This window comes from Flavobacterium branchiarum, from assembly GCF_030409845.1.
GTDB lineage: Bacteria > Bacteroidota > Bacteroidia > Flavobacteriales > Flavobacteriaceae > Flavobacterium > Flavobacterium branchiarum.
The window spans coordinates 2,509,786-2,530,296 of sequence record NZ_JAUFQQ010000003.1; the positions used below are offsets into that span (position 1 = coordinate 2,509,786).

Annotated in this window: 18 protein-coding genes; 4 read left to right on the top strand and 14 right to left on the bottom strand. The window is 31.8% G+C overall.

Translation table 11 applies throughout. The features are described from left to right. Positions 1–75: 75 nt before the first annotated feature. Positions 76–465: a bacillithiol system redox-active protein YtxJ gene (gene ytxJ, locus QWY99_RS11555; protein WP_290265178.1), complete on the top strand. Its 390-nt coding sequence runs from the start codon at positions 76–78 to the stop codon at positions 463–465. Positions 466–604: 139 nt separating this feature from the next. Here ytxJ and QWY99_RS11560 read toward each other — a convergent pair whose 3' ends face one another. The 13 genes from QWY99_RS11560 to QWY99_RS11620 all read right to left on the bottom strand — a co-directional run bounded on the left by QWY99_RS11560 (position 605) and on the right by QWY99_RS11620 (position 17,615). Next, positions 605–1,798, bottom strand: coding sequence for a hypothetical protein (locus QWY99_RS11560; protein WP_290265180.1), 1,194 nt, complete (start codon positions 1,796–1,798; stop codon positions 605–607). Continuing rightward, a complete protein-coding gene (locus QWY99_RS11565; RefSeq protein WP_290265182.1) occupies positions 1,782–2,780 on the bottom strand; it encodes a DUF2157 domain-containing protein in 999 nt (332 codons plus the stop codon). The genes QWY99_RS11560 and QWY99_RS11565 overlap by 17 nt, the downstream gene beginning before the upstream one ends. A gap of 119 nt (positions 2,781–2,899) precedes the next feature. Beyond that, entirely contained in the window at positions 2,900–4,180 is a 1,281-nt protein-coding gene (gene argH, locus QWY99_RS11570; RefSeq protein WP_290265184.1) for an argininosuccinate lyase, read from the bottom strand. A 219-nt stretch (positions 4,181–4,399) separates the two neighbouring features. After that, complete coding sequence (locus tag QWY99_RS11575; RefSeq protein ID WP_290265186.1) at positions 4,400–5,470, bottom strand: M20 family metallo-hydrolase; 1,071 nt, start codon at positions 5,468–5,470, stop codon at positions 4,400–4,402. A 163-nt stretch (positions 5,471–5,633) separates the two neighbouring features. Then, positions 5,634–6,407 (bottom strand): acetylglutamate kinase, encoded by a 774-nt coding sequence (argB, locus tag QWY99_RS11580; RefSeq protein ID WP_290265188.1) that lies wholly within the window; start codon positions 6,405–6,407, stop codon positions 5,634–5,636. A gap of 105 nt (positions 6,408–6,512) precedes the next feature. Then, on the bottom strand, positions 6,513–7,460 hold the full coding sequence (locus QWY99_RS11585) for an N-acetylornithine carbamoyltransferase (protein ID WP_290265190.1): 948 nt from the start codon (positions 7,458–7,460) through the stop codon (positions 6,513–6,515). Between the two features lie 252 nt (positions 7,461–7,712). Then, entirely contained in the window at positions 7,713–8,471 is a 759-nt protein-coding gene (proB, locus tag QWY99_RS11590) for a glutamate 5-kinase (protein ID WP_290265192.1), read from the bottom strand. A gap of 1,067 nt (positions 8,472–9,538) precedes the next feature. Further along, positions 9,539–10,735, bottom strand: a complete 1,197-nt coding sequence (locus QWY99_RS11595; protein ID WP_290265194.1) for a glutamate-5-semialdehyde dehydrogenase — start codon at positions 10,733–10,735, stop codon at positions 9,539–9,541. 51 nt (positions 10,736–10,786) lie between these two features. Beyond that, complete coding sequence (locus QWY99_RS11600) at positions 10,787–11,926, bottom strand: aspartate aminotransferase family protein (RefSeq protein WP_290265196.1); 1,140 nt, start codon at positions 11,924–11,926, stop codon at positions 10,787–10,789. 73 nt (positions 11,927–11,999) lie between these two features. Further along, positions 12,000–12,977: an N-acetyl-gamma-glutamyl-phosphate reductase gene (argC, locus tag QWY99_RS11605; protein WP_290265198.1), complete on the bottom strand. Its 978-nt coding sequence runs from the start codon at positions 12,975–12,977 to the stop codon at positions 12,000–12,002. Then, entirely contained in the window at positions 12,970–14,163 is a 1,194-nt protein-coding gene (locus QWY99_RS11610; protein WP_290265200.1) for an argininosuccinate synthase, read from the bottom strand. The genes argC and QWY99_RS11610 overlap by 8 nt, the downstream gene beginning before the upstream one ends. 4 nt (positions 14,164–14,167) lie before the next feature. Further along, on the bottom strand, positions 14,168–14,785 hold the full coding sequence (locus QWY99_RS11615; RefSeq protein WP_229990998.1) for a GNAT family N-acetyltransferase: 618 nt from the start codon (positions 14,783–14,785) through the stop codon (positions 14,168–14,170). 565 nt (positions 14,786–15,350) lie between these two features. Beyond that, positions 15,351–17,615 carry a M1 family metallopeptidase gene (locus QWY99_RS11620; RefSeq protein ID WP_290265207.1) on the bottom strand — a complete coding sequence of 755 codons (2,265 nt, stop codon included), beginning with the start codon at positions 17,613–17,615 and terminating at the stop codon, positions 15,351–15,353. Positions 17,616–17,971: 356 nt separating this feature from the next. On the opposite strand from QWY99_RS11620, the gene QWY99_RS11625 reads away from it, so the two are divergent. The 3 genes from QWY99_RS11625 (at position 17,972) to QWY99_RS11635 (ending at position 20,216) form a co-directional block, all read left to right on the top strand. Continuing rightward, the gene (locus QWY99_RS11625) at positions 17,972–18,823 is read left to right on the top strand and encodes an aldose 1-epimerase family protein (protein ID WP_290265209.1); all 852 of its coding nucleotides are present in this window, start codon (positions 17,972–17,974) and stop codon (positions 18,821–18,823) included. 21 nt (positions 18,824–18,844) lie between these two features. Beyond that, positions 18,845–19,402 carry a GNAT family N-acetyltransferase gene (locus QWY99_RS11630; RefSeq protein ID WP_290265211.1) on the top strand — a complete coding sequence of 186 codons (558 nt, stop codon included), beginning with the start codon at positions 18,845–18,847 and terminating at the stop codon, positions 19,400–19,402. Positions 19,403–19,658: 256 nt separating this feature from the next. After that, positions 19,659–20,216: a DUF3575 domain-containing protein gene (locus QWY99_RS11635; protein ID WP_290265214.1), complete on the top strand. Its 558-nt coding sequence runs from the start codon at positions 19,659–19,661 to the stop codon at positions 20,214–20,216. A 1-nt stretch (position 20,217) separates the two neighbouring features. On the opposite strand, the gene QWY99_RS11640 is transcribed toward QWY99_RS11635, so the two are convergent. After that, entirely contained in the window at positions 20,218–20,445 is a 228-nt protein-coding gene (locus QWY99_RS11640; protein ID WP_290265216.1) for a VF530 family protein, read from the bottom strand. Positions 20,446–20,511: the final 66 nt, after the last annotated feature.

Here is a 20,511-nt window from a genome sequence, read left to right on the forward strand (position 1 = left end):
AAATCAGACAAAATGGCGTTAAAAATTCAATTTTAATTGTTTTTAAATGCCAAAATGTCACAAAACAGACAAGCTATGAGTTTTCTATCATCATTATTTGGAGATTCTGACCAAAATAAACCAGCAGAAACAAAAATAAACTGGATTCCTTTAACAGGTTTAGATCAATTAGACCAAATTGTAACAGAATCTAAAGATAAGCAAATTCTTATATTTAAACACAGTACTCGATGCAGTATTAGTAAAATGGCGTTAAAACAATTTGAAAGGGAATTTGATTTGGACACTAAAGTTAAGGCTTATTTCCTTGACTTAATAGCTTATCGTGATATATCTAATGAAATAGCTTCGCGTTTTGATGTTATTCATCAATCACCGCAATTATTACTTATTAAAGACGGAAAATGTGTATATCATGTTTCTCATAGCGACATTGATGCTGAAGCATTAAAAAGTAAAGTCTAAGATATTTTCTGTAAATCATCTTTTATAAAAATAAAAAAAAGCAAAACGTTGAACTACTAATTCAATGTTTTGCTTTTTTGCTTTTATTTAATTTTGATGTTTTCCTGTCTCACGGATTACAAACATCATTTTAGATTCATTAAAAACTTCCTCCCGAACCACCACCACTAAAATCACCACCACCAAACTCCATTGGTGATTGTTCTGGTTTTATTTCTGGTTTCATTCCAAAAGTAGAAGCTATTATTAAAGCCTCGGCATTGAGTAGTGAATTTGAATTATCTAATCGATCGGGTTTAAATGTTACTCCTTTTTCATTGTCTCGTAATTTTTTAATCAAAAAATAGGTAAACCCAAAAAGTAACAATCCTCCAAAAGTCAATGCTACTTCTGTTGGCAAAATAGAATTATAGTACCTGAAAGTAAAAATTGAAAAACCAAAGGATAAAACCCCAATCCAAAGTAAGATTCTATCTTTATTACGTATCCCTAAAAACAAATAAACTACTGGGACAATAAATGTAAAAATCCAAAAAAACAATGCAAATGATATCTCTGGACTTATTTCATAATATCCTCCTGTTAAACTTGCAGAAAGCTCTCTCACAACAAAATAATTTCCTGAAAGATAAAATAATATCTGACTAAAGCTTTTCATTAATAAGATTCCGTTATAATAAAAAGGCTCCTCTAAGTCATTAAGGAATCTTTTGCTACTATAATATATTACAATTGCATAAAGCATTAATACAAATGGTAAAATAACACTGCCTAGCTCTATGTAATTAAAGAAGGAGTATCCCAATGTTGTAGTCGATGCTAAACAAAAAATCAATGCGGAGGACAAATGCAAATAACGCCTGTACAATAAAAAAGAAACTATCGTCACAGTAATCATCGTTGCCAACACATCTGTATTAGTGGTCCGCAATATATTTGTTGCAAAAGTCATTGCTACTGCTATTGCTAAAGTCAATTGTGCTCCTAATACAAAAGCATCATCTAAACCATGTCCGAAGTATTTTTGTTGTGCTAAAAACTCCGTTCCTAAAAAACCTATTATTGCAAAAAGATAAACTAAAACAGTTATAAAATCATCCGAAGAAGCACTAATTCCTAATAAAGAAATAGTACCACAAATAGATGAATATAAAAAGACTCCTAATAGAAAGAAACCAATACGGATTAGTATATTATCTTGACTTTTAAGTACAGGTAATCCTTTAGAAATACTCTCTAATTGCTCTTTGGTGATAAAATTTGCCTTTTGTAAATTCTCAGCTTCATCAAGCAAAAAACCATTCTTCAATAAATTCTTATCGTATACTATCATTTGCTTTTTGTTTATTGAAGTTTTTAATTAATTTGATAAATAAAATAATAGATCCTATTACATAAAAAGGAGCTAAAAACACTACCACCTCATAAAAATCAGAAGCATCTATAAACTCTAAAAATTTAAAGACGACAATATTAATCCCGATATAGGCGTATATAATAGTAAATACAAATAATGAAATTGCTGGGATTTGATAGCTTATCTTATAGAAATAATAAGTTGAAGCCCCTAAGACAATCATAAAAATCAACCAATAATCTTGATATAAATTATTGATAACAGCAATACTAATTAAATGTAAAGCATAGGTAAGATATATAAAATTGAAATGCGTTTTTAAATTAATCCTTGTACTATAAATAGTCCAAACAATTAATAAACCACCTAATATGATTGCCGAGTAACTTAAGGTGTCTGTGGTATAGAAATTATTATTCAGCAAAGTTTGCGGACTTACCGAAAGGCCAATGTAAGCGGCTAAACCTGTTACAGCGATTGTTAACACACTTTTATTATCAAAATAATAGGCACAAAAGAAACTGATGATTGTAGGTACTAATGTAGCCAAACCATAATGTGCTCCGAATAGTTCATATTGAAACTGAATATATCCCACAAAAATACAACTCAAAATTGTTGCTGCGAGAACTAAATATTGTAATACTGGATTTTCAAAACTCGACTCTCCTCTTTGGAATCCTTTTGAGTTTTTAAAACAAAAATAAAAACAAACTACTGTAACAATTAATAACAAAGACAAAATGGCTATATGGCCTATTGTATCAATGTTCTGGTAAATTAAAATTCCAATTCCTGTAGTAAATAATAATACTGAGAGATATAAAAACAGCTTTAGTTCGTTATGTAAAGAGAAAATCCCTAAACTACGATAGGCTTTTACCTGTACGAATTGTTCTTCGCTAATTAACTTTTTATCAAAAAGCTTTTGAGTTGCCTCTTCTTCAAATTGTGCCATACTGTTAATTTAAGATAACTAATTATCAAATATAGATATTTGGCATGAATTTTCTGCCTTACTGAAAAGGGATTCAATCAAAAAAAATGCGCTATGATTTCATAGCGCATTTTCCTGAATTAATAAGAGCTCTTCATCTTATCTTTTATAGCTTCTAAACACAAATTATTAATACTTCCTTCGTGTGTATGTTTTGTTTCTTTTGGTGACTTAAAAGTACCTTTTTCAAGTTGTTCTGCAACTTCTTTATAAGCATCTCTAAAAGGCATTCCTGCAACAACCATTTCATTTAATGTATCTACTGTAAATAAATAATCATATTTTTTATCTTCTAAGATGCGATCTTTTACTGCTATGTCTTTTATAGAGAAAATTGCAATATCTAAACAAGCCTTTAGATTTTGAATTGCTGGAAACAATCCTTCCTTTAAAAGTTGTAAATCTCTATGATAACCACTTGGTAAATTATTTGTAATTAAAGTGATTTCATATGGTAATGCTTGAATCTTATTGCATTTACCACGAATTAACTCAAACACATCTGGGTTCTTTTTATGTGGCATAATGCTCGAACCCGTTGTAAGATGTGATGGTAAGCTGATAAAATCAAAATTCTGACTCATATACAAACAAACATCCATGGCAAATTTAGACAATGTTGCTGCAACGCTACTCATAGCAAATGCTAATGTTTTCTCTGCTTTACCACGACTCATTTGCGCCGCAACTGCATTGTATTTTAAAGTTTCGAAACCTAGTTCTTTTGTTGTAAATGTTCTATTTATTGGAAACGAACTTCCGTAACCTGCTGCTGATCCTAATGGATTTTGATCTACAATTTTACCAGCTGCATTTAGCATTGTAATATCATCGATAAGACTTTCTGCATAAGCCGAAAACCACATTCCGAATGACGATGGCATTGCAATTTGTAAGTGTGTGTATCCTGGCAATAATACATTCTGATGTTTCTCTGCAGATTCCATTAACAAGTCAAAAAGACTTTTTACTTGTTCTTTTAATGCCTTCACCTCATCTTTTAGATACAAATGTACATCAACCAAAACTTGGTCGTTACGAGAACGTGCCGTATGGATTTTCTTTCCTGCATCGCCTAATTTCACTGTTAGTAAATATTCGATTTTGGAATGTACATCTTCAAAACTATCTTCGATTACGAAATTTCCTTTTTCAACATCGGCTATAATTTCGTTTAAAGCATCAACTAATGAATTGGTTTCATCTGCAGTTAAAAGCCCAATTTGACCTAACATTTTTGCATGTGCAATTGATCCTAATGCATCGTATTTTGCCAAGACCAAATCAAGTTCTCTATCATTTCCAACTGTAAATTGCTCAATTTGCTTATCTGTTGGTATTCCTTTTTCCCAAAGTTTCATAACTTAGTTTTTAAGACTATTAGATTTTTAGACTTCTTAGATTTGATATCTAATTTAGAACTAATGCCATAGTTTATACTGTTGATGTTTCTAGCCCCGATAGAAGTGGAAATCCTTTTGTTTTTTTCTTTAAAAAATAAAAGATTGCAACGAATAGCGGGTCCCGATAACTATCGGGATAGCTCCTAATCCTTCGTCTCTCCTCAGGATAAAAGCATTTTATAGTTTAAAAAAATCTGTTAGTATTTTGATATACAATTCGATTCCTTCTTCAATTTCGTTGATAAAGATAAATTCATCTGCCGAATGTGATCGTAATGTTTCTCCTGGTCCTAATTTTAATGACTGACAGCTTAAAACTGATTGATCAGAAAGCGTTGGTGAACCGTACGTTGTTCTTCCTAAAGCGATTCCGGCTTGTACCAAAGCATGCGCAATTGGAATTGAAGATGCATTAAGATGCATCGATCGCGGTGTAACTTCGGCTTTTACATTGGCTTTTACTACTTCTAGAATTTCTGTATTTGAGTAACAATCCGTCACACGAATATCTACCACCAAATCACATTCTGAAGGCACTACATTATGTTGTTTACCAGCGTTTATTTGGGTTACAGTCATTTTAACTGGTCCTAAAACATCTGATATCTTATCGTATTTATAGTTTCTAAACCATTCCATTACAGGAATAGCATTGTATAAGGAGTTATCATCATTTTGATGCGCCGCATGACTTGCAGTTCCTTTTACCTTCACATCTAGCACCAACAATCCTTTTTCGGCTACTGCCAATTGCATCAAGGTTGGCTCTCCTACAATGGCACAATCCAATTCTGGTAAATGCTGTAAAACGCTATTTAATCCATTCTTTCCGCTACTTTCTTCTTCTGCAGAAGCTACAATTACCAAATTATACGGTAATTTTTCGTTGTTATAAAAATGAACAAATGTTGCCAATAACGAAACCAGACAGCCTCCTGCATCATTACTTCCTAATCCAAATAATTTGCCATCTTTTACAATTGCTTGAAATGGATCGTTTTTATATGCTTGGTTTGGTTTTACTGTATCATGGTGTGAATTAAGTAAAAGTGTTGGTTTCTTTTCATCAAAATATTTATTGAAAGCCCATACATTATTGTTTTCTCTCTTAAAAGGGATTTCGTTTTGATTGAACCAGTTTTCTATTAAAAGAGCTGTTTGATCTTCTTCGCTTGAAAATGAAGGAGTTTCGATTAAACTTTTTAATAATGCTATTGCTTCTTGCTGGAGCGTTTCTATATTTTTCATTTTTATTAGGTTCAAAGGCACAAAGTTTTTGAATCGTTTTTTGTAGCCATTTTTACTTGCGCAAATTTCTTAAATTTATATTTAAAATGCTCGCGCTATTCTTTTTTTTTGCCACGGATTAAAAGATTTTTTCATTGATTATTTTAATCTACAGCATTAAATTTTATAATGTTATTGTCGTATGCTGTACATCTGAATTTTGAAGCATGCTGTGATGTCCGATTTTAATTTGCTGCACCCCTCTTGATAAACTATTAAAACAGTTATCCAGTTTTGGAATCATTCCAGAATGGATAACTTTTTCTGCTTTTAATTTATTATACAAAGCTTCATTTATTTCTGCAATCACCGATGAATCATCTTCTGAATCCAACAAAACACCTTGCTTTTCGAAACAATAGGTAAGAGTCACATCAAAAACTTCTGATAAAGCAATCGCTAATTCGCTTGCAATTGTATCAGCATTTGTATTTAATAATTGTCCGTTTTTATCGTGTGTAATAGCGCAAAAAACAGGAACAATTCCGTTTTCTAATAATATTGATAACAGGCTTGTATTAACCTGTTTTACATCGCCCACAAAACCATAATCAATTGTTGGATGATTCCTTTTTGTTGATTGAATTAAATTCCCATCAGCACCCGAAAATCCAATTGCATTATTGTTTTTAGACTGTAATTGAGCTACAATATTTTTATTAATCTGACCTGCGTAAATCATTACCACAACATCTAGCATTGCAGCATCTGTTATACGTCGCCCATCTATCATTTGAGGAACTAAACCAATACTTTCAGCCATTTTAGTTGCCGATTTCCCGCCTCCATGAACTAATACTTTATACCCTTCTATTTTAGAAAAATCGATTAAAAATTGCTCTAATTCAGTTGGATTATCGATTATATTTCCGCCTATTTTTATTACTGTAACTTTCATTATATTTTTTAGATTCAAAGGTTCAGAGAGACAAAGGTTCAAAGGTTTAACTAAAGGTTTTTTCTACCTTTCTACCTCTGCAACTTTGTTACTTTGTGCCTCAAATTACAATTTCTTCAATATCTTCTGTAACACTAATTGTGCTGCATATGTTCTGTTATTTGCTTGTTGAATTACGATTGAATTTTCACCATCTAAAACCTCATCACTCACGATTACATTACGACGAACAGGAAGACAGTGCATAAATTTCCCGTTGTTTGTTAATGCCATTTTTTCGGCTGTAACAGTCCACGTAGGATCGATGTTGGTTACTTTTCCGTAATCGTTAAAATTACTCCAGTTTTTCACATATACAAAGTCAGCATTTTCAAAAGCTTTATCTTGATCGTATTCAATTTTACAGTCTTTTGTAATTTCTGGACTCAACTCATACCCTTCTGGATGTGTGATTACAAAATCCATATCCTTTTGCATCTGCATCATTTCTACAAATGAATTAGCAACTGCCTGTGGTAGAGCTTTTGGATGTGGCGCCCACGAAAGCACTACCTTTGGTTTGTGTTTCGTTTTATATTCTTCCATCGTAATAGCATCTGCTAAAGACTGCATCGGATGACGAACTGCACTTTCCATATTCACGATCGGTACAGTTGCGTGTTTTAAAAATCCTGAAATAACTGTTTCAGCATAATCTTTCTCTTTACTCTCTAAAACTGCAAAAGCACGAATTGCAATAATATCACAATATTGCGAAACGACTTCTGCTGCTTCTTTTATATGCTCTGAAGCGCCTGAATTCATTATCGCACCGTCTTCAAACTCTAATGTCCAGCCTTCATTAGTAAAATTCATTACCATGACATTCATTCCTAAGTTTATTGCCGCCTTTTGAGTACTCAAACGAGTTCTTAAACTTGGATTAAAGAATAACATTCCTAAGGTTTTGTTTTTCCCTAAGCTTTGATTTTTTAGCGGATTTTTTTTGATTTTTAATGCGCTTTTTACCCATTTTGATAATGAGTTAATGTCTTGAATTGAAATATAGTTCATAATATATTGTTTAATCGTTTTTGTCTAATTGTTTAACCGATTAACTGATTAACCAAATCAAACATTTTTAAGAATAGTATCTGTTTTTATCTGTGTCTTCGCTTTAGCAAATCCGCATCATCCGCGTTCTTCTTTTGATAATCATCATAATTTAAATTAAAAATATAGTGTATGTTTCTTGTATTAAAATTTCTAAAATTCTTTTTTTAGCAGCGTTTTTGCAATAGCAAATCTGTCTCGTCCCTTACCTTATTACACAATCTTTGTAAAAGGAATTTCGTTTTTTAATGCTTTTAAAATAAAATTGTCGTCTAATCCGTTCACGATCCAGGTTTCAATGTTTGCTGCTTTAGCTATAGCCGCTGCTTCAATTTTTGACTGCATCCCACCTGTTCCGTGTGACGATTTTGACTCTCCTATTTCTTTTTCTAAAAGCTGTAAATCATTTACTAAAGTTATTGTTTCTGGAACGTCATTACCAATAGATGCTTTTGTATAAATTCCACTTGTATTTGTGGCAATTATCAAAATATCTACATTTAATAAAACTGCTGTTAAAGCCGCTAACTTATCATTGTCACCAAACTGAATTTCATCTGTTGCAACGGTATCATTCTCATTGATAATCGGAATGTAATTGTTCTCTACCAAAACATTAATTGTATTTACAATATTAATCTTGGATTGTTCTTTTTCAAAATCGGAATAAGACAATAAACATTGCGATGTCAATAGTCCTAAATCGCTAAAATTCTCATGAAAAATCCGCATTAAATGGGGCTGCCCAATCGAAGCTAAAGCCTGTTTTACAATTATCTCCTTGCCTTTACTTTCTAGTTTCACAAATTGCTTGGCCGCAGCAATCGCTCCTGAACTTACTATTACAAATTCATATTTGTCATTTAAAGAAGCTATCTGAATTCCAATGTCTTCAATTTTACCTCTCGAGATATGATTGGTTTCTTTGGTTAAGGTATTACTTCCTATTTTTAATAAAATCCTTTTTTTCATCTAACTGGTTTTTTATCGCTAAGGCGTAAGGTTCTTTATATTGTAAATCTTTTATAAATGCTATATTCGCAAAGCTATATCTCAAATCTAAATTCTAAAAATCTAAGAAGTCTAATTATTTAATTTACCGCAAAGGACGCAAGGTCTTATATTGTAAATCCTTTATAAACGCAATGTTCGCAAAGCTGTGTCTGAAATTACTACGCGATAATCTAAATTCTAATAATCTAAGATATCAAACAATCTAAAAATCTAACAATCTAAAAATCTAAGAAGTCTAATCTACCGCAAAGGTCGCAAGGTTTTATATTGTAAATCTTTATAAACGCAATGTTCGCAAAGCTGTGTCTGAAATTACTACGCGATAATCTAAATTCTAATAATCTAAGATATCAAACAATCTAACAATCTAAGAAGTCTAATCTACCGCAAAGAACGCAATGTCTTATATTGTAAATCTTTCATAAACGCAACGTTCGCAAAGCTTGATCTGAAATCTTTATTCTTTATTCTTTAATCTTTATTCTAAGATAGTCTAACAATCTAAGAAGTCTAATTATTTAATCTACCGCAAAGGACGCAAGGTCTTATATTGTAAATCCTTTATAAACGCAATGTTCGCAAAGCTGTGTCTGAAATTACTACGCGATAATCTAAATTCTAATAATCTAAGATATCAAACAATCTAAAAATCTAAAAATCTAAAAATCTAAAAATCTAAAAATCTAAAAATCTAACAATCTAACAATCTAACAATCTAAGAAGTCTAATCTACCGCAAAGATCGCAAGGCTTTATATTGTAAATCTTTATAAACGCAACGTTCGCAAAGCTATATCTGAAATCTTTATTCTTTATTCTCTAATCCAAAATCTAAATTCTAATAATCTAAGATATCAAACAATCTAAAAATCTAAGAAGTCTAATCTACCGCAAAGAACGCAATGTCTTATATTGTAAATCTTTCATAAACGCAACGTTCGCAAAGCTTGATCTAAAATCTTTATTCTTTATTCTTTAATCTTTATTCTAAGATAGTCTAACAATCTAAGAAGTCTAACTGTCAAATTATCTAATCTGCCCTTCTCCGTAAATATACCATTTATTGGTAACCAGGTGTTGTAACCCGATTGGTCCTCTTTGATGTAATTTATCTGTACTTATAGCTAATTCTCCACCTAAACCCAGTTGCCCTCCATCGGTAAATCGAGTTGAAGCATTATGATAAACTGCCGCTGCATCTATAGACTCCATAAATTCTTGTGCAACAGCATTATTTCTTGTAATGATTGAAGCGGAATGTCCACCACAATATTTATTGATTTTTTCAATAACATGCTCCTCTGAATCGATTGTTCCGATTACAATTTTGTAATCTAAAAACTCTTCGTACCAGATGTTTTCATCCGTAAGAACAGTTGTATTTTTAAAAGATGCCAAACTATCATCTACAATAATTTCAACATTTGACTCTACCAGTTCTTCATTTAATAAAGCAACAAAACCTTCAAAATTAGGCAATCGAGAATCTATCAAAACCTTATCTATTGCATTGCAAGCTGATATTTTAGATGTTTTTGCATTCAAAATTACTTTCAAGGCAATATCGGTATCTGCTTCTTTATGAACGTAAACGAAATTATTTCCGCGTCCGCTAACGATTACTGGACAAGTTGCATGTGCTTTTACAAACTCAATTAGTTTTTCACCACCACGAGGAACTATTAAATCTACTTTTTGCGTTGGTTTTTCTAAAAAAGTCTGTGTTTCTTGGCGATTATAGTTTAAATACTCAACCCAAGCTGTCGAAACATTATTTTCTTCTAAAGCTTGATGCCATAAACTCACAATTTTTAAATTGGATTTTAAAGCTTCTTTTCCTCCTTTAAGCAAAATTTTATTTCCTGATTTAAAGGCAATTCCGCCAGCTTCGATAGTTACATCGGGTCTTGATTCGTAAATAATCAATATCGTACCAAAAGCTGCTGTTTTATTACTGACTTTAATTCCGTTTTCATGAACAAAATGAAACCTTTCCACTCCAACTGGGTCTTCCTGTGAAGCCAATTGATTCAATGACAAAATCATTTCATTGATCTTGCTATTATCCACTTTTAAACGTTCTTCCATGGCTAAATCGGAACCATTGTAAGCGGCTAAATCAGCTTGATTCGTCAGAATAATTTGGTTCCTCTCCTCTTCGACAAGCCTTGCCATCGAGAGTAAAACCAAATTTCTCTTTTCAATTGATAATTGGTGGTTCATAATTTTTTTAGTTGGTTGTTTGGTAGTTATTGTGTAGTTAGCAATGAAAAACTAATGCCCTAATTCGGCTAAACTTTCTTTTAATGCAACTATAAATGTATCTATATCAGATTTTTTCACGGTTAATGATGGCAAAATTCTTAATAGATTTTTGTTGTTAGCACTTCCTGTAAAAATATGTTTCTCGATAATCAGTTTCTTTCTTAAGGCTGCAACATCAAATTCAAATTCAACGCCAAGCATCAATCCTTTTCCTTTTACCTTTATAATTTGAGGCACTTGTTTAATTTGCTCAAAAAAGTAAGCCGAAACTTCATTTACATTATCCTGTAATTTCAATTTTTCCATTACATCTAAAACTGCAATTCCTGCTGCACAAGATAAATGGCTTCCTCCAAAAGTAGTTCCTAATAATCCGAAACTAGCTTCAAATTCAGGCGAAATCAAAATAGCTCCAACCGGAAAACCATTCCCCATTCCTTTTGCAACCGAAATGATATCAGCTTTAATATTGTGATGTTGGTATGCAAAAAACTTTCCACTTCTTCCATAACCTGATTGTACTTCGTCTAAGATTAAAACAGCACCATATTTTTTACAAGCCTTTTCTAAAGCCTGAAAAAATTCTGTTGTTCCTTCATCCAAACCACCTACTCCTTGAATTCCTTCGATAATAACACTAGAAACATCTCCTTTTTGAAGTTCTGCTTCTACTAGTTCGATATTATTTAAAGGTAAAAAAGTAACTACTTGTTGTGCATTTATTGGAGCTACAATTTTTTTATTATCTGTAACTGCAACTGCCGCCGAAGTTCTTCCGTGAAAAGAATTATCAAAAGCTATAACTCTTGATTTTCCATTATGAAAAGAAGCTAGTTTCAATGCATTTTCATTTGCCTCAGCTCCTGAGCTACATAAAAACAGTTCATAATCTTCTAATCCTGAAAGTTTCCCTAGTTTATCAGCTAATTCTACTTGTAAAGGATTCTGAATTGCATTTGAATAAAATCCTAAACTATCCAATTGATTTTTCAGCTTTGCTACATAATCAGGTTGGGTGTGTCCAATAGAAATTACTCCATGACCACCGTATAAATCTAAGTATTCTATCCCGTTTTTGTCTGTAATTGTACAATCTAGTGCTTTTACAGGCGTAATATCATATAATGGGTAAACGTTAAATAAGTTCATTTTTTTAAGTTTTTTCTGTTTCAGGTTTCAAGTTGCACACAGAACGTGAAACTTGAAACCTTTAAACTATTTTCTAAAATCCGCTTGGTTTCAAATGTAAACCTGTCGTTTCTGGTAATCCAAACATTAAATTCATATTTTGGATTGCTTGTCCTGAAGCTCCTTTGGTTAGGTTATCGATTATTGAAGTAATCAATATCCGATTTCCTTTTTTAGTTAAACTAATAATACACTTGTTTGTTTGTACCACCTGTTTCATATTGATATTGGTTGTAGTAACTGTTACAAATGGTTCATTTTTATAGAAATCTTCGTATTTAGCTACGATTTCATCTAAACTTTCTTCTATAGTAGTATATAATGTTGCAAAAATTCCTCTTGCAAAATCTCCTCTATTCGGAATAAACAACAACTCATTTGAATAAGTTGCTTGCAATTGATTTATACTTTGATTTATTTCTCCTAAATGCTGATGATCAAATGCTTTGTAATGCGACATATTATTTGATCTCCAACTAAAATGTGTCGTTTCCGAAGGGCTTACACCTGCTCCAGTACTCCCTGTTGTAGCATTAATATGTATGTCATTTTCTAAAAGTTGATTCTTAGCTAATGGTAATAATGCCAATTGAATTGCCGTAGCAAAACAACCTGGATTTGCAATATAATTAGCTTTCTTAATAGCCGTTTTATTTAATTCTGGTAGACCATAAACGAATTGTTTTCCATCAAAATTGGAATCATTCGTCAATCTAAAATCATTTCCTAAATCAATAATTTTAGTATGACCTGCAAATTTATTTTCTTCTAGAAATGAAATTGATCTTCCATGACCTAAACACAAAAACAAAACATTTACATCTGGATTTATTACATCGGTAAAATCCATTTCGATATCTCCTAATAAATCGTGATGTGCTACAGAAAGTGGCTTACCAGCATTTGTAGTACTGTATACAAAATCGATATTCACGTTAGGGTGATACATCAATATTCTTATTAATTCTCCAGCTGTATAGCCTGAACCGCCTATTATTCCAACATTAATCATAATCTAAGTGATTTACAGATGAAAATATGTTTTGAGCATTTCCTAAAATCTTAATAAATCCTTTGGCATCATCAGACGTCCAAGCGTTGTTCATTTCTCCGTATTGACCAAATCCAGTATTCATTAAATCATTTTCTGATTCAATTCCGTCAAGCGAAAAATGATATGGTTTTAACGAAACAATTACAGTTCCATTTACCGTTTTCTGAGTATCCTCAAGGAAAGCCTCAATGTTACGCATTACAGGATCCAAAAATTGCCCTTCATGAAACAACATTCCGTACCAGTTTCCTAATTGCTCTTTCCAATATTGTTGCCATTTACCAAGTGTATGTTTCTCTAATAAATGGTGTGCTTTTATGATTATCAATGGTGCAGCGGCTTCAAAACCTACTCTTCCTTTAATACCTATAATAGTGTCTCCTACGTGGATATCTCTACCAATTGCATAAGCATTTGCTAATTTCTCTAGAATAACTATATTTTTTGTCGGTGTGTTTTTTACATTATTTACCCCAACTAATTCTCCTTTTTCAAATTGCAACGTTACTTTCTCTTCTCCTTCTTTTTGCAATTGCGAAGGATAAGCTTCACTTGGTAAGGCTTGGTTAGAAGTTAAAGTTTCTTTCCCTCCTACACTTGTTCCCCAAAGTCCTTTATTAATTGAGTATTGTGCTTTTTCCCATGAATAGTGAACTCCATTCTTTTGCAAATACTCAACCTCTTCTTGTCTAGACAATTTTAAATCTCTAATCGGAGTAATAATTTCAATTTCGGGAGCGATTGTCTGGAAAATCAAGTCAAATCTAATCTGATCGTTTCCTGCTCCTGTACTTCCGTGTGCAATTGCCTCAGCTCCTACTTTCTTAGCATATTTTATTGCTTCAATAGCTTGAAAAACACGTTCGGCACTTACAGATAATGGATATGTATTGTTTTTTAATACATTTCCATAAATCAAATATTTTATAGCTTTATCATAGTATTTATCTACGATTGTAAGATTTGCATGTTGAGCACTTCCCAATTCGTAAGCTCTTTCTTCAATAGCATTTAATTCTTCTTCATCGAAACCACCTGTATTAATAAGTACAGTGTGGACTTCATATCCTTTTTCATTTTTTAAATATTTAAGGCAGTACGAAGTATCTAATCCTCCGCTATAAGCTAATACAACTTTTTTCATAATTTTATTTTTTTAAGAAAAGGGCTTGTTTAATTGATTTTAATCTATTGAGTACTTTTACGTTAAATGGATGTTTTGGTGGATCTTTTTGTTTTTCTTTTGGATCGTATAACATTCCTGTGCATAGGCACATTTTATTTTCTTTACTTTTTAATATTTCATAATTCGTACAAGTTTTGCAACCTGCCCAAAAGCTTGGATCACTTGTAAGTTCTGAAAAGGGAACTGGCTTATATCCTAAATCTGAATTGATTTTCATGACAGCCAGACCTGTTGTAATACCAAATATTTTAGCATCTGGATATTTTTCTAATGAGTAATCAAATACTTTTGACTTGATTTTTTTTGCTAGACCTAAGTTTCTATAATCAGGATGAACTATCAATCCTGAATGAGCCACAAACTTGCCATGTTGCCAGCTTTCGATATAACAAAAACCTGCAAATTTACCATCTGCTAAAGCAATCAAAGCATCTCTATTCTCCATTTTTTTCTGGATATATTCTGGAGTTCTTTTAGCAATTCCGGTACCTCTCAATAAGGCAGACGACTCTATAGTATCGCATATTTCTTGCGCATATTTATAATGTTCTTCTTGTGTTACAACAATAGAGATCTTCATTTCAATAGTTGAAGTTAGGGTTAAAAAATAAAAAATGATTTTTTTTCTGAAACCCAAGAGTTGCTTCAGCAAAGCTAAATAAAATATACATAAAACCCTTAGTATCAACAACATGATGCTGAGAAATCTTTAAATAAAATATACTTCTAGGATGTGTTTGTCCAAAGGACAACTTAGGTAATTTCAAGACAAAAAAATGAATATAAATAAATACAGCGAAAAACTCTTTTGAATACTATAGAGATAGCATCCGTACTTCGGGAGAAGTAGCAGTTGAGTTTGTCCGTGACAAAGAAGTTATATGTAAACTTATTTTATTCATCGATGCAAATTTACATCTTTTTTTTGATTACAATACGTTAATCAAAAATTGTAACATTTTTTTAATATATTGTTGTTTCTGTAGATTTATCGCATCATAATAACTAAATTCTAATCGAAAATTAAATTTTAAATAAAAAAATCGGCTATTTGAGCATAACTCAAATAGCCGATTTCAATAATTCTAACCTTATAAAGGGCTATAAAAAGCGTATAAACGCTATTTCTAAACTAAAATTTTAAATTACTCTTTTGTAAAATCCATTACTTGAGAATTTTCTAAAATTGTCATTTTTAATCCAGTTTTAGTAAACGCAAATCTTAATCCAGCTCGTTTTGATTCAAAAGTATCAGCTACATCAGTAACAGGCTGAAGTGAGAATTTAGGATAGTTTGGCAATTCTACTGTTAAAGCTCCATTCTTTTCTGTGAATACAATTTTCAGAGGCGATATTTTACTAGAATACGTTCCTAGATAAGAATCTAAAACAATATCTTTTTCTATTTTACCACTTCCTGCTGTCCATACATTATTACTTGCATTACTATCTGGAAAAACATGATCCGGGTCAATTATAACACTTTCAATTTCTTCTGTAGAATCAAATTTAAAAGACCATTCTACATTTCTCTGCCAGATTTCAACAGGCAATTTTACTCTAGAAACTTTACCACTTTTAGTTTTCACATCTATAATAACAGGCATGGCCATTTTTTCAAAGTTCTCAATAGAGATAATGATTCCATTTTTAGGATCATTTTTCACATATTTGATAGCGTTGATACCTTGATCAAAACGCCAGTTATTTATAATCCAACTTCTCCAGAACCAACTTAAATCTTCTCCAGCAACATTTTCCATTGTTCTAAAGAAATCATCTGGTGTTGGGTGTTTATAAGCCCAACGCTCAATATAAGTACGGAATGCAATATCGAAACGCTCTTTTCCTAATACTTGTTCTCTTAAAATTACCAAAGCAGAACTTGGTTTATAATAGCATAACAATCCAATGTTTGCTTCCTTCATATTATCTGGAGAGCTCATAACTGTTTCTAGCTTTGGACTAGTAAACATCTCAGCCATTTTATGCATATCTCTTGGTGCTTCTTTGTACTCCCCTTTATTAAACTCAGCAGTACTTAATGAATTGATAAAAGTATTGAATCCTTCATCCATCCATGCAAATAATCTTTCATTTGAACCTACAATCATTGGAAACCAAATATGTCCAAATTCGTGATCTGTAACTCCCCATAATTCTTCTCCTTTAGACTCCCAACTACAAAATACAATACCAGGATATTCCATTCCTCCTTCATTACCTGCTACGTTTGTTGCAACTGGATAAGGATACTCAAACCATTTATTAGAATAATTTTCGATTGCCCCTTTAGTATATTCCGTAGAACGCCCCCAAGCAGCATCACCTGCACTTTCTACTGGATAAGCCGAAAGAGCTAATGACTTTTTACCACTAGGTAAATTAATCTTTGCACCATCTAAAATAAATGCAGCTGATGATGCCCACGAAACATCACGAGCATTTTTCATTTGATAATGCCAAGTTTTCTCTCCATTTACTGGAGCCGCTACAGCAGATGCAACCTCTTCCGCAGAGCGAATCATAACAGTCTTATCACTTTGAGCAGCTTCTTTTAAACGTTTTTGTTGTTCGGCAGTATAAACCTCAGAAGAATTTAATAATTCACCCGAAGAAACTACAAAATGATTAGCAGGAACAGTTAATTTCAAATCAAAATCACCATATTCCAAATAAAACTCTGAAGCACCTAAATAGGGATGTGTATTCCAACCTCTTACATCATCATACACACACATACGTGGATACCATTGTGCTATTGTGAAAATTTTTCCGTTTTTAGTTTCAAGTACTCCTGTTCTATCTGATCCTTCATTTGGAACTATATAAGAAAACTCTATTTTAATTTTAACACTGCTTCCTTTTGCAGCTAATTCTTCAGGAAGAAAAATCTGCATTCTTGTATCTGTAACAATAAATTTGGCATCGGTTTCAACTGATTTTTTCTTATTTTGTACAGTTACTTTTACTGATTTTATTTTATTTCCACCATCAAAAACCTGTCCTTGAGCCCCGTTACGACTCCCTGTTAAAGGTACTACAGCGTTTCCTCGTGAATCTTCTTTAAATAAATTTTGATCTAAATTAAGCCAAACAAATGACATTTTATCTGGACTATTGTTCGTATAAGTGATTTCATCTGTACCAATAATCTCATTCGTAACTCCATTTAACCTTGCAGTAATCTTATAATCTGCTCTATTTTGCCAATATTCAGCACCAGGCTGACCACTTGCTGAACGGGTTGCAGTTCCGTTTTTAGAATAGAATAATGGAGAGAATGCTTCATAATAATCGTACTTAGAAATAGGATTAGTATTTGAAGTAGGAACTTGTTGTGCCCATGTGGCCGAAATTCCAAACAATAAAGCCATAGATAATATGGCTCTCAAAGAGAGTTTTTTCATTTTTGTTGCTGTTTATCTAGCAAATTAATGAAAAAAAAAGGTATCTATGAATTAAAACTAAATAGATTAATACTTTTTCACAGCAGTTGGATATAATTATATTTTAAATGTTGCTGCTATAAATTAGAACGCTACTAAAAAGTATATATACATTAGAATCTAAAAAAAACTATAAACCGTGTCTTCGCAATAACAAATCCATCTAATAAACGTCAAATTGCATCATTTTTAAATTACATTGTTCCATTTTTTACCAAAGAATTTATAAAAAAATATTTCATCCGCTTTTTCTTCCACAAATTAATTTTATAAATATATTTACACTACCTATTTTTTAACCTCTCAAAACCTAAATTTTGATTACAATAATTTCAAATTCAAAACTTACAGCTTCAATTAAACATGCTGGTGCCGAATTATTTTCTTTAAAAAACACACTTAACAAAGAATATATATGGGAAGGAAATCCTGCTTTTTGGGGCAAGCACTCTCCTATCTTATTTCCAATTGTAGGTACATTAAAAAACAACACCTATACTATTAACAACACATCATATCATTTACCACGACATGGTTTTGCTAGAGATATGGAATTTAATCTCGTTTCGAAAACTAATGAAAGTGCTGTGTTTTCAATACAATCAGATAATGAAACACTAAAAATATATCCTTTTGAATTTGAATTACAAATAATTTACACTTTAGTCGATTCACAATTAGATATCCAATATAAGGTAACCAATAAATCGGTTTCTAAAATGCCTTTTTCTATTGGAGCGCATCCTGCAATAGCACTACCTGGCAAATTTGAAAATTATGCTTTAGAATTTGAAAAAAAAGAAACCCTAAAATATTCTTTACTTGAAAACGATTTAATTTCTAATACAACAAAGCAATTAGAAACAATTGAAGGTCAAATTCAACTAAATTATCCTTTATTTGAAAATGATGCTTTAATTTTTAAATCATTAGAATCAAACTCTCTAACTATTTTAGAAAACAACACTCCTTATATTAAAGTTGATTTTGCAGACTTTCCAAGTTTAGGCATTTGGACAAAAGAAAAAGCTCCTTTTATCTGCATTGAGCCTTGGTTTGGCTATTCAGACATCAAAGAAAACTCAGGTAATCTTTTTGAAAAAGAAGGAATCTTAACCTTAGAAGCAAATCAAGCATTTAATTCAAAATTTAGTATCGAAATTCTATAACTCAACCACATTAAACATCCTATGTTAAATTTTAATTTTTCTCCATTCCCTATTTTAGAAACGGAACGCTTAGTCTTTAAAAGAATCAAAGATGAGGACGCTAACGAAATCATAGCTTTACGTTCTAATCCAGAAACGATGAAATACATACCAAGACCACTCATAACAACCAGAGAACAAGCACTGGAACACATTGCTCAAATTAATAGCATTATTGAGACCAATGAAGGAATCAATTGGGGAATTACTTTAAAAGACAATCCTAAAATAATTGGATTTATTGGTTATTTTAGACTACAGCCCGAAAACTTTCGAGCAGAAATTGGCTATATGTTATTACCTGAATTTCACGGAAAAGGAATTATTCCTGAAGCTGCGAAAAAAGTAATTGATTATGGTTTTAATGAAATGAAGCTACACTCTATTGAAGCAGTCATTGATCCTGCTAATTTGGCCTCAGAAAGAGTTTTACAAAAAATGAACTTTGTAAAGGAAGGCCACTTTAAAGAATCTGAATATTATGAAGGCCGTTTCTTAGACAATGTAATATACTCCTTATTGAACAAAAAAAACATTTAAAGCATTAAAAGCAATAAACTTCAAAAAAATAAAAATATTAACTACTCTTCCAACTCAATAATTAAACATTAAAGAGAGCCACTAGTTTACTACAGATGAAGTATTTAAATTTTACATTTCTTTGAACAACTTACACGATCTGAATTTATTCTTGTTAAATTTAAATTTTACAACAATACAACAAAATGCATTGCGTTATATTTGCAGCCTAAACTAGCAATCAAAACTAACATATTGCTAGTAATTACTAGATTTTATGAAAAAAATATTTGCCTTAACCGTTCTTTTACTCTCAATTCAGTCTTATAGCCAAACTTATATCAAAGCAAATGCTCTTTCGGCTTTAATAGCAATTCCAGATGTTGCTTTAGAAACAAGTATTGGAGAAAAACTAACTCTTAACATTGATTTAATGGCGTCTTTTTGGGAATCCTTTGATGGAAAAAGTCCAATGAAGTTCGTTACCTTCACTCCAGAAGTTCGTTACCATTTTAATGAAAAATTCAATGGTTTATATTTTGGTGGCCACATTGGAGCTGATATCTATAAGATCCAAAAATGGAATTACTGGGACAGCAACAAATACGAAGATGGACATGGTTACAGACTAGGTGCTACTCTTGGATATCAAAAGAAATTAAACGACAAATTCATGCTAGATTTTTTCGTTAGCGGAGGATGGCATCAAGGTTTCTACAAAGGTTATTACAACGATGGTACTCCTGGCCGTTACGAAACAGCACCACATTATAACAAAAGTGGAGAATGGTTGCCTTATGGTGGAGGTGTAATGATCTCGTATAAATTGAATTAATTTATACAGAAAATTTAGGAATCGTTTTTATATATAAATCTTCTACTTTTTTTCTAGCCCAATCTGTTTTTCTTAAGAAAGTCAAACTAGATTTTATACTAGGGTTTGAAGTAAAACATTTAATAGGGATTAATTCACCTAAAGTATCGAATCCGTAGTAGCCCACTAGTTTTTCGAGTATTGCTTGAAGTGTTACTCCGTGTAAAGGGTTTTTATCTTGATTTTGCATATTCTATTTTTTAAATAATAACAAAAAGACCGCACTCCAAAAAGTACGGTCTTTCTTTTTTACAAA

Excerpts from the sequence above, each read along its gene's own strand:
- ytxJ (WP_290265178.1), top strand. The coding sequence starts at position 76 with ATGAGTTTTCTATCATCATTATTTGGAGATTCTGACCAAAATAAACCA.
- QWY99_RS11560 (WP_290265180.1), bottom strand. The coding sequence starts at position 1,798 with ATGATAGTATACGATAAGAATTTATTGAAGAATGGTTTTTTGCTTGAT.
- QWY99_RS11565 (WP_290265182.1), bottom strand. The coding sequence starts at position 2,780 with ATGGCACAATTTGAAGAAGAGGCAACTCAAAAGCTTTTTGATAAAAAG.
- argH (WP_290265184.1), bottom strand. The coding sequence starts at position 4,180 with ATGAAACTTTGGGAAAAAGGAATACCAACAGATAAGCAAATTGAGCAA.
- QWY99_RS11575 (WP_290265186.1), bottom strand. The coding sequence starts at position 5,470 with ATGAAAAATATAGAAACGCTCCAGCAAGAAGCAATAGCATTATTAAAA.
- argB (WP_290265188.1), bottom strand. The coding sequence starts at position 6,407 with ATGAAAGTTACAGTAATAAAAATAGGCGGAAATATAATCGATAATCCA.
- QWY99_RS11585 (WP_290265190.1), bottom strand. The coding sequence starts at position 7,460 with ATGAACTATATTTCAATTCAAGACATTAACTCATTATCAAAATGGGTA.
- proB (WP_290265192.1), bottom strand. The coding sequence starts at position 8,471 with ATGAAAAAAAGGATTTTATTAAAAATAGGAAGTAATACCTTAACCAAA.
- QWY99_RS11595 (WP_290265194.1), bottom strand. The coding sequence starts at position 10,735 with ATGAACCACCAATTATCAATTGAAAAGAGAAATTTGGTTTTACTCTCG.
- QWY99_RS11600 (WP_290265196.1), bottom strand. The coding sequence starts at position 11,926 with ATGAACTTATTTAACGTTTACCCATTATATGATATTACGCCTGTAAAA.
- argC (WP_290265198.1), bottom strand. The coding sequence starts at position 12,977 with ATGATTAATGTTGGAATAATAGGCGGTTCAGGCTATACAGCTGGAGAA.
- QWY99_RS11610 (WP_290265200.1), bottom strand. The coding sequence starts at position 14,163 with ATGAAAAAAGTTGTATTAGCTTATAGCGGAGGATTAGATACTTCGTAC.
- QWY99_RS11615 (WP_229990998.1), bottom strand. The coding sequence starts at position 14,785 with ATGAAGATCTCTATTGTTGTAACACAAGAAGAACATTATAAATATGCG.
- QWY99_RS11620 (WP_290265207.1), bottom strand. The coding sequence starts at position 17,615 with ATGAAAAAACTCTCTTTGAGAGCCATATTATCTATGGCTTTATTGTTT.
- QWY99_RS11630 (WP_290265211.1), top strand. The coding sequence starts at position 18,845 with ATGTTAAATTTTAATTTTTCTCCATTCCCTATTTTAGAAACGGAACGC.
- QWY99_RS11635 (WP_290265214.1), top strand. The coding sequence starts at position 19,659 with ATGAAAAAAATATTTGCCTTAACCGTTCTTTTACTCTCAATTCAGTCT.
- QWY99_RS11640 (WP_290265216.1), bottom strand. The coding sequence starts at position 20,445 with ATGCAAAATCAAGATAAAAACCCTTTACACGGAGTAACACTTCAAGCA.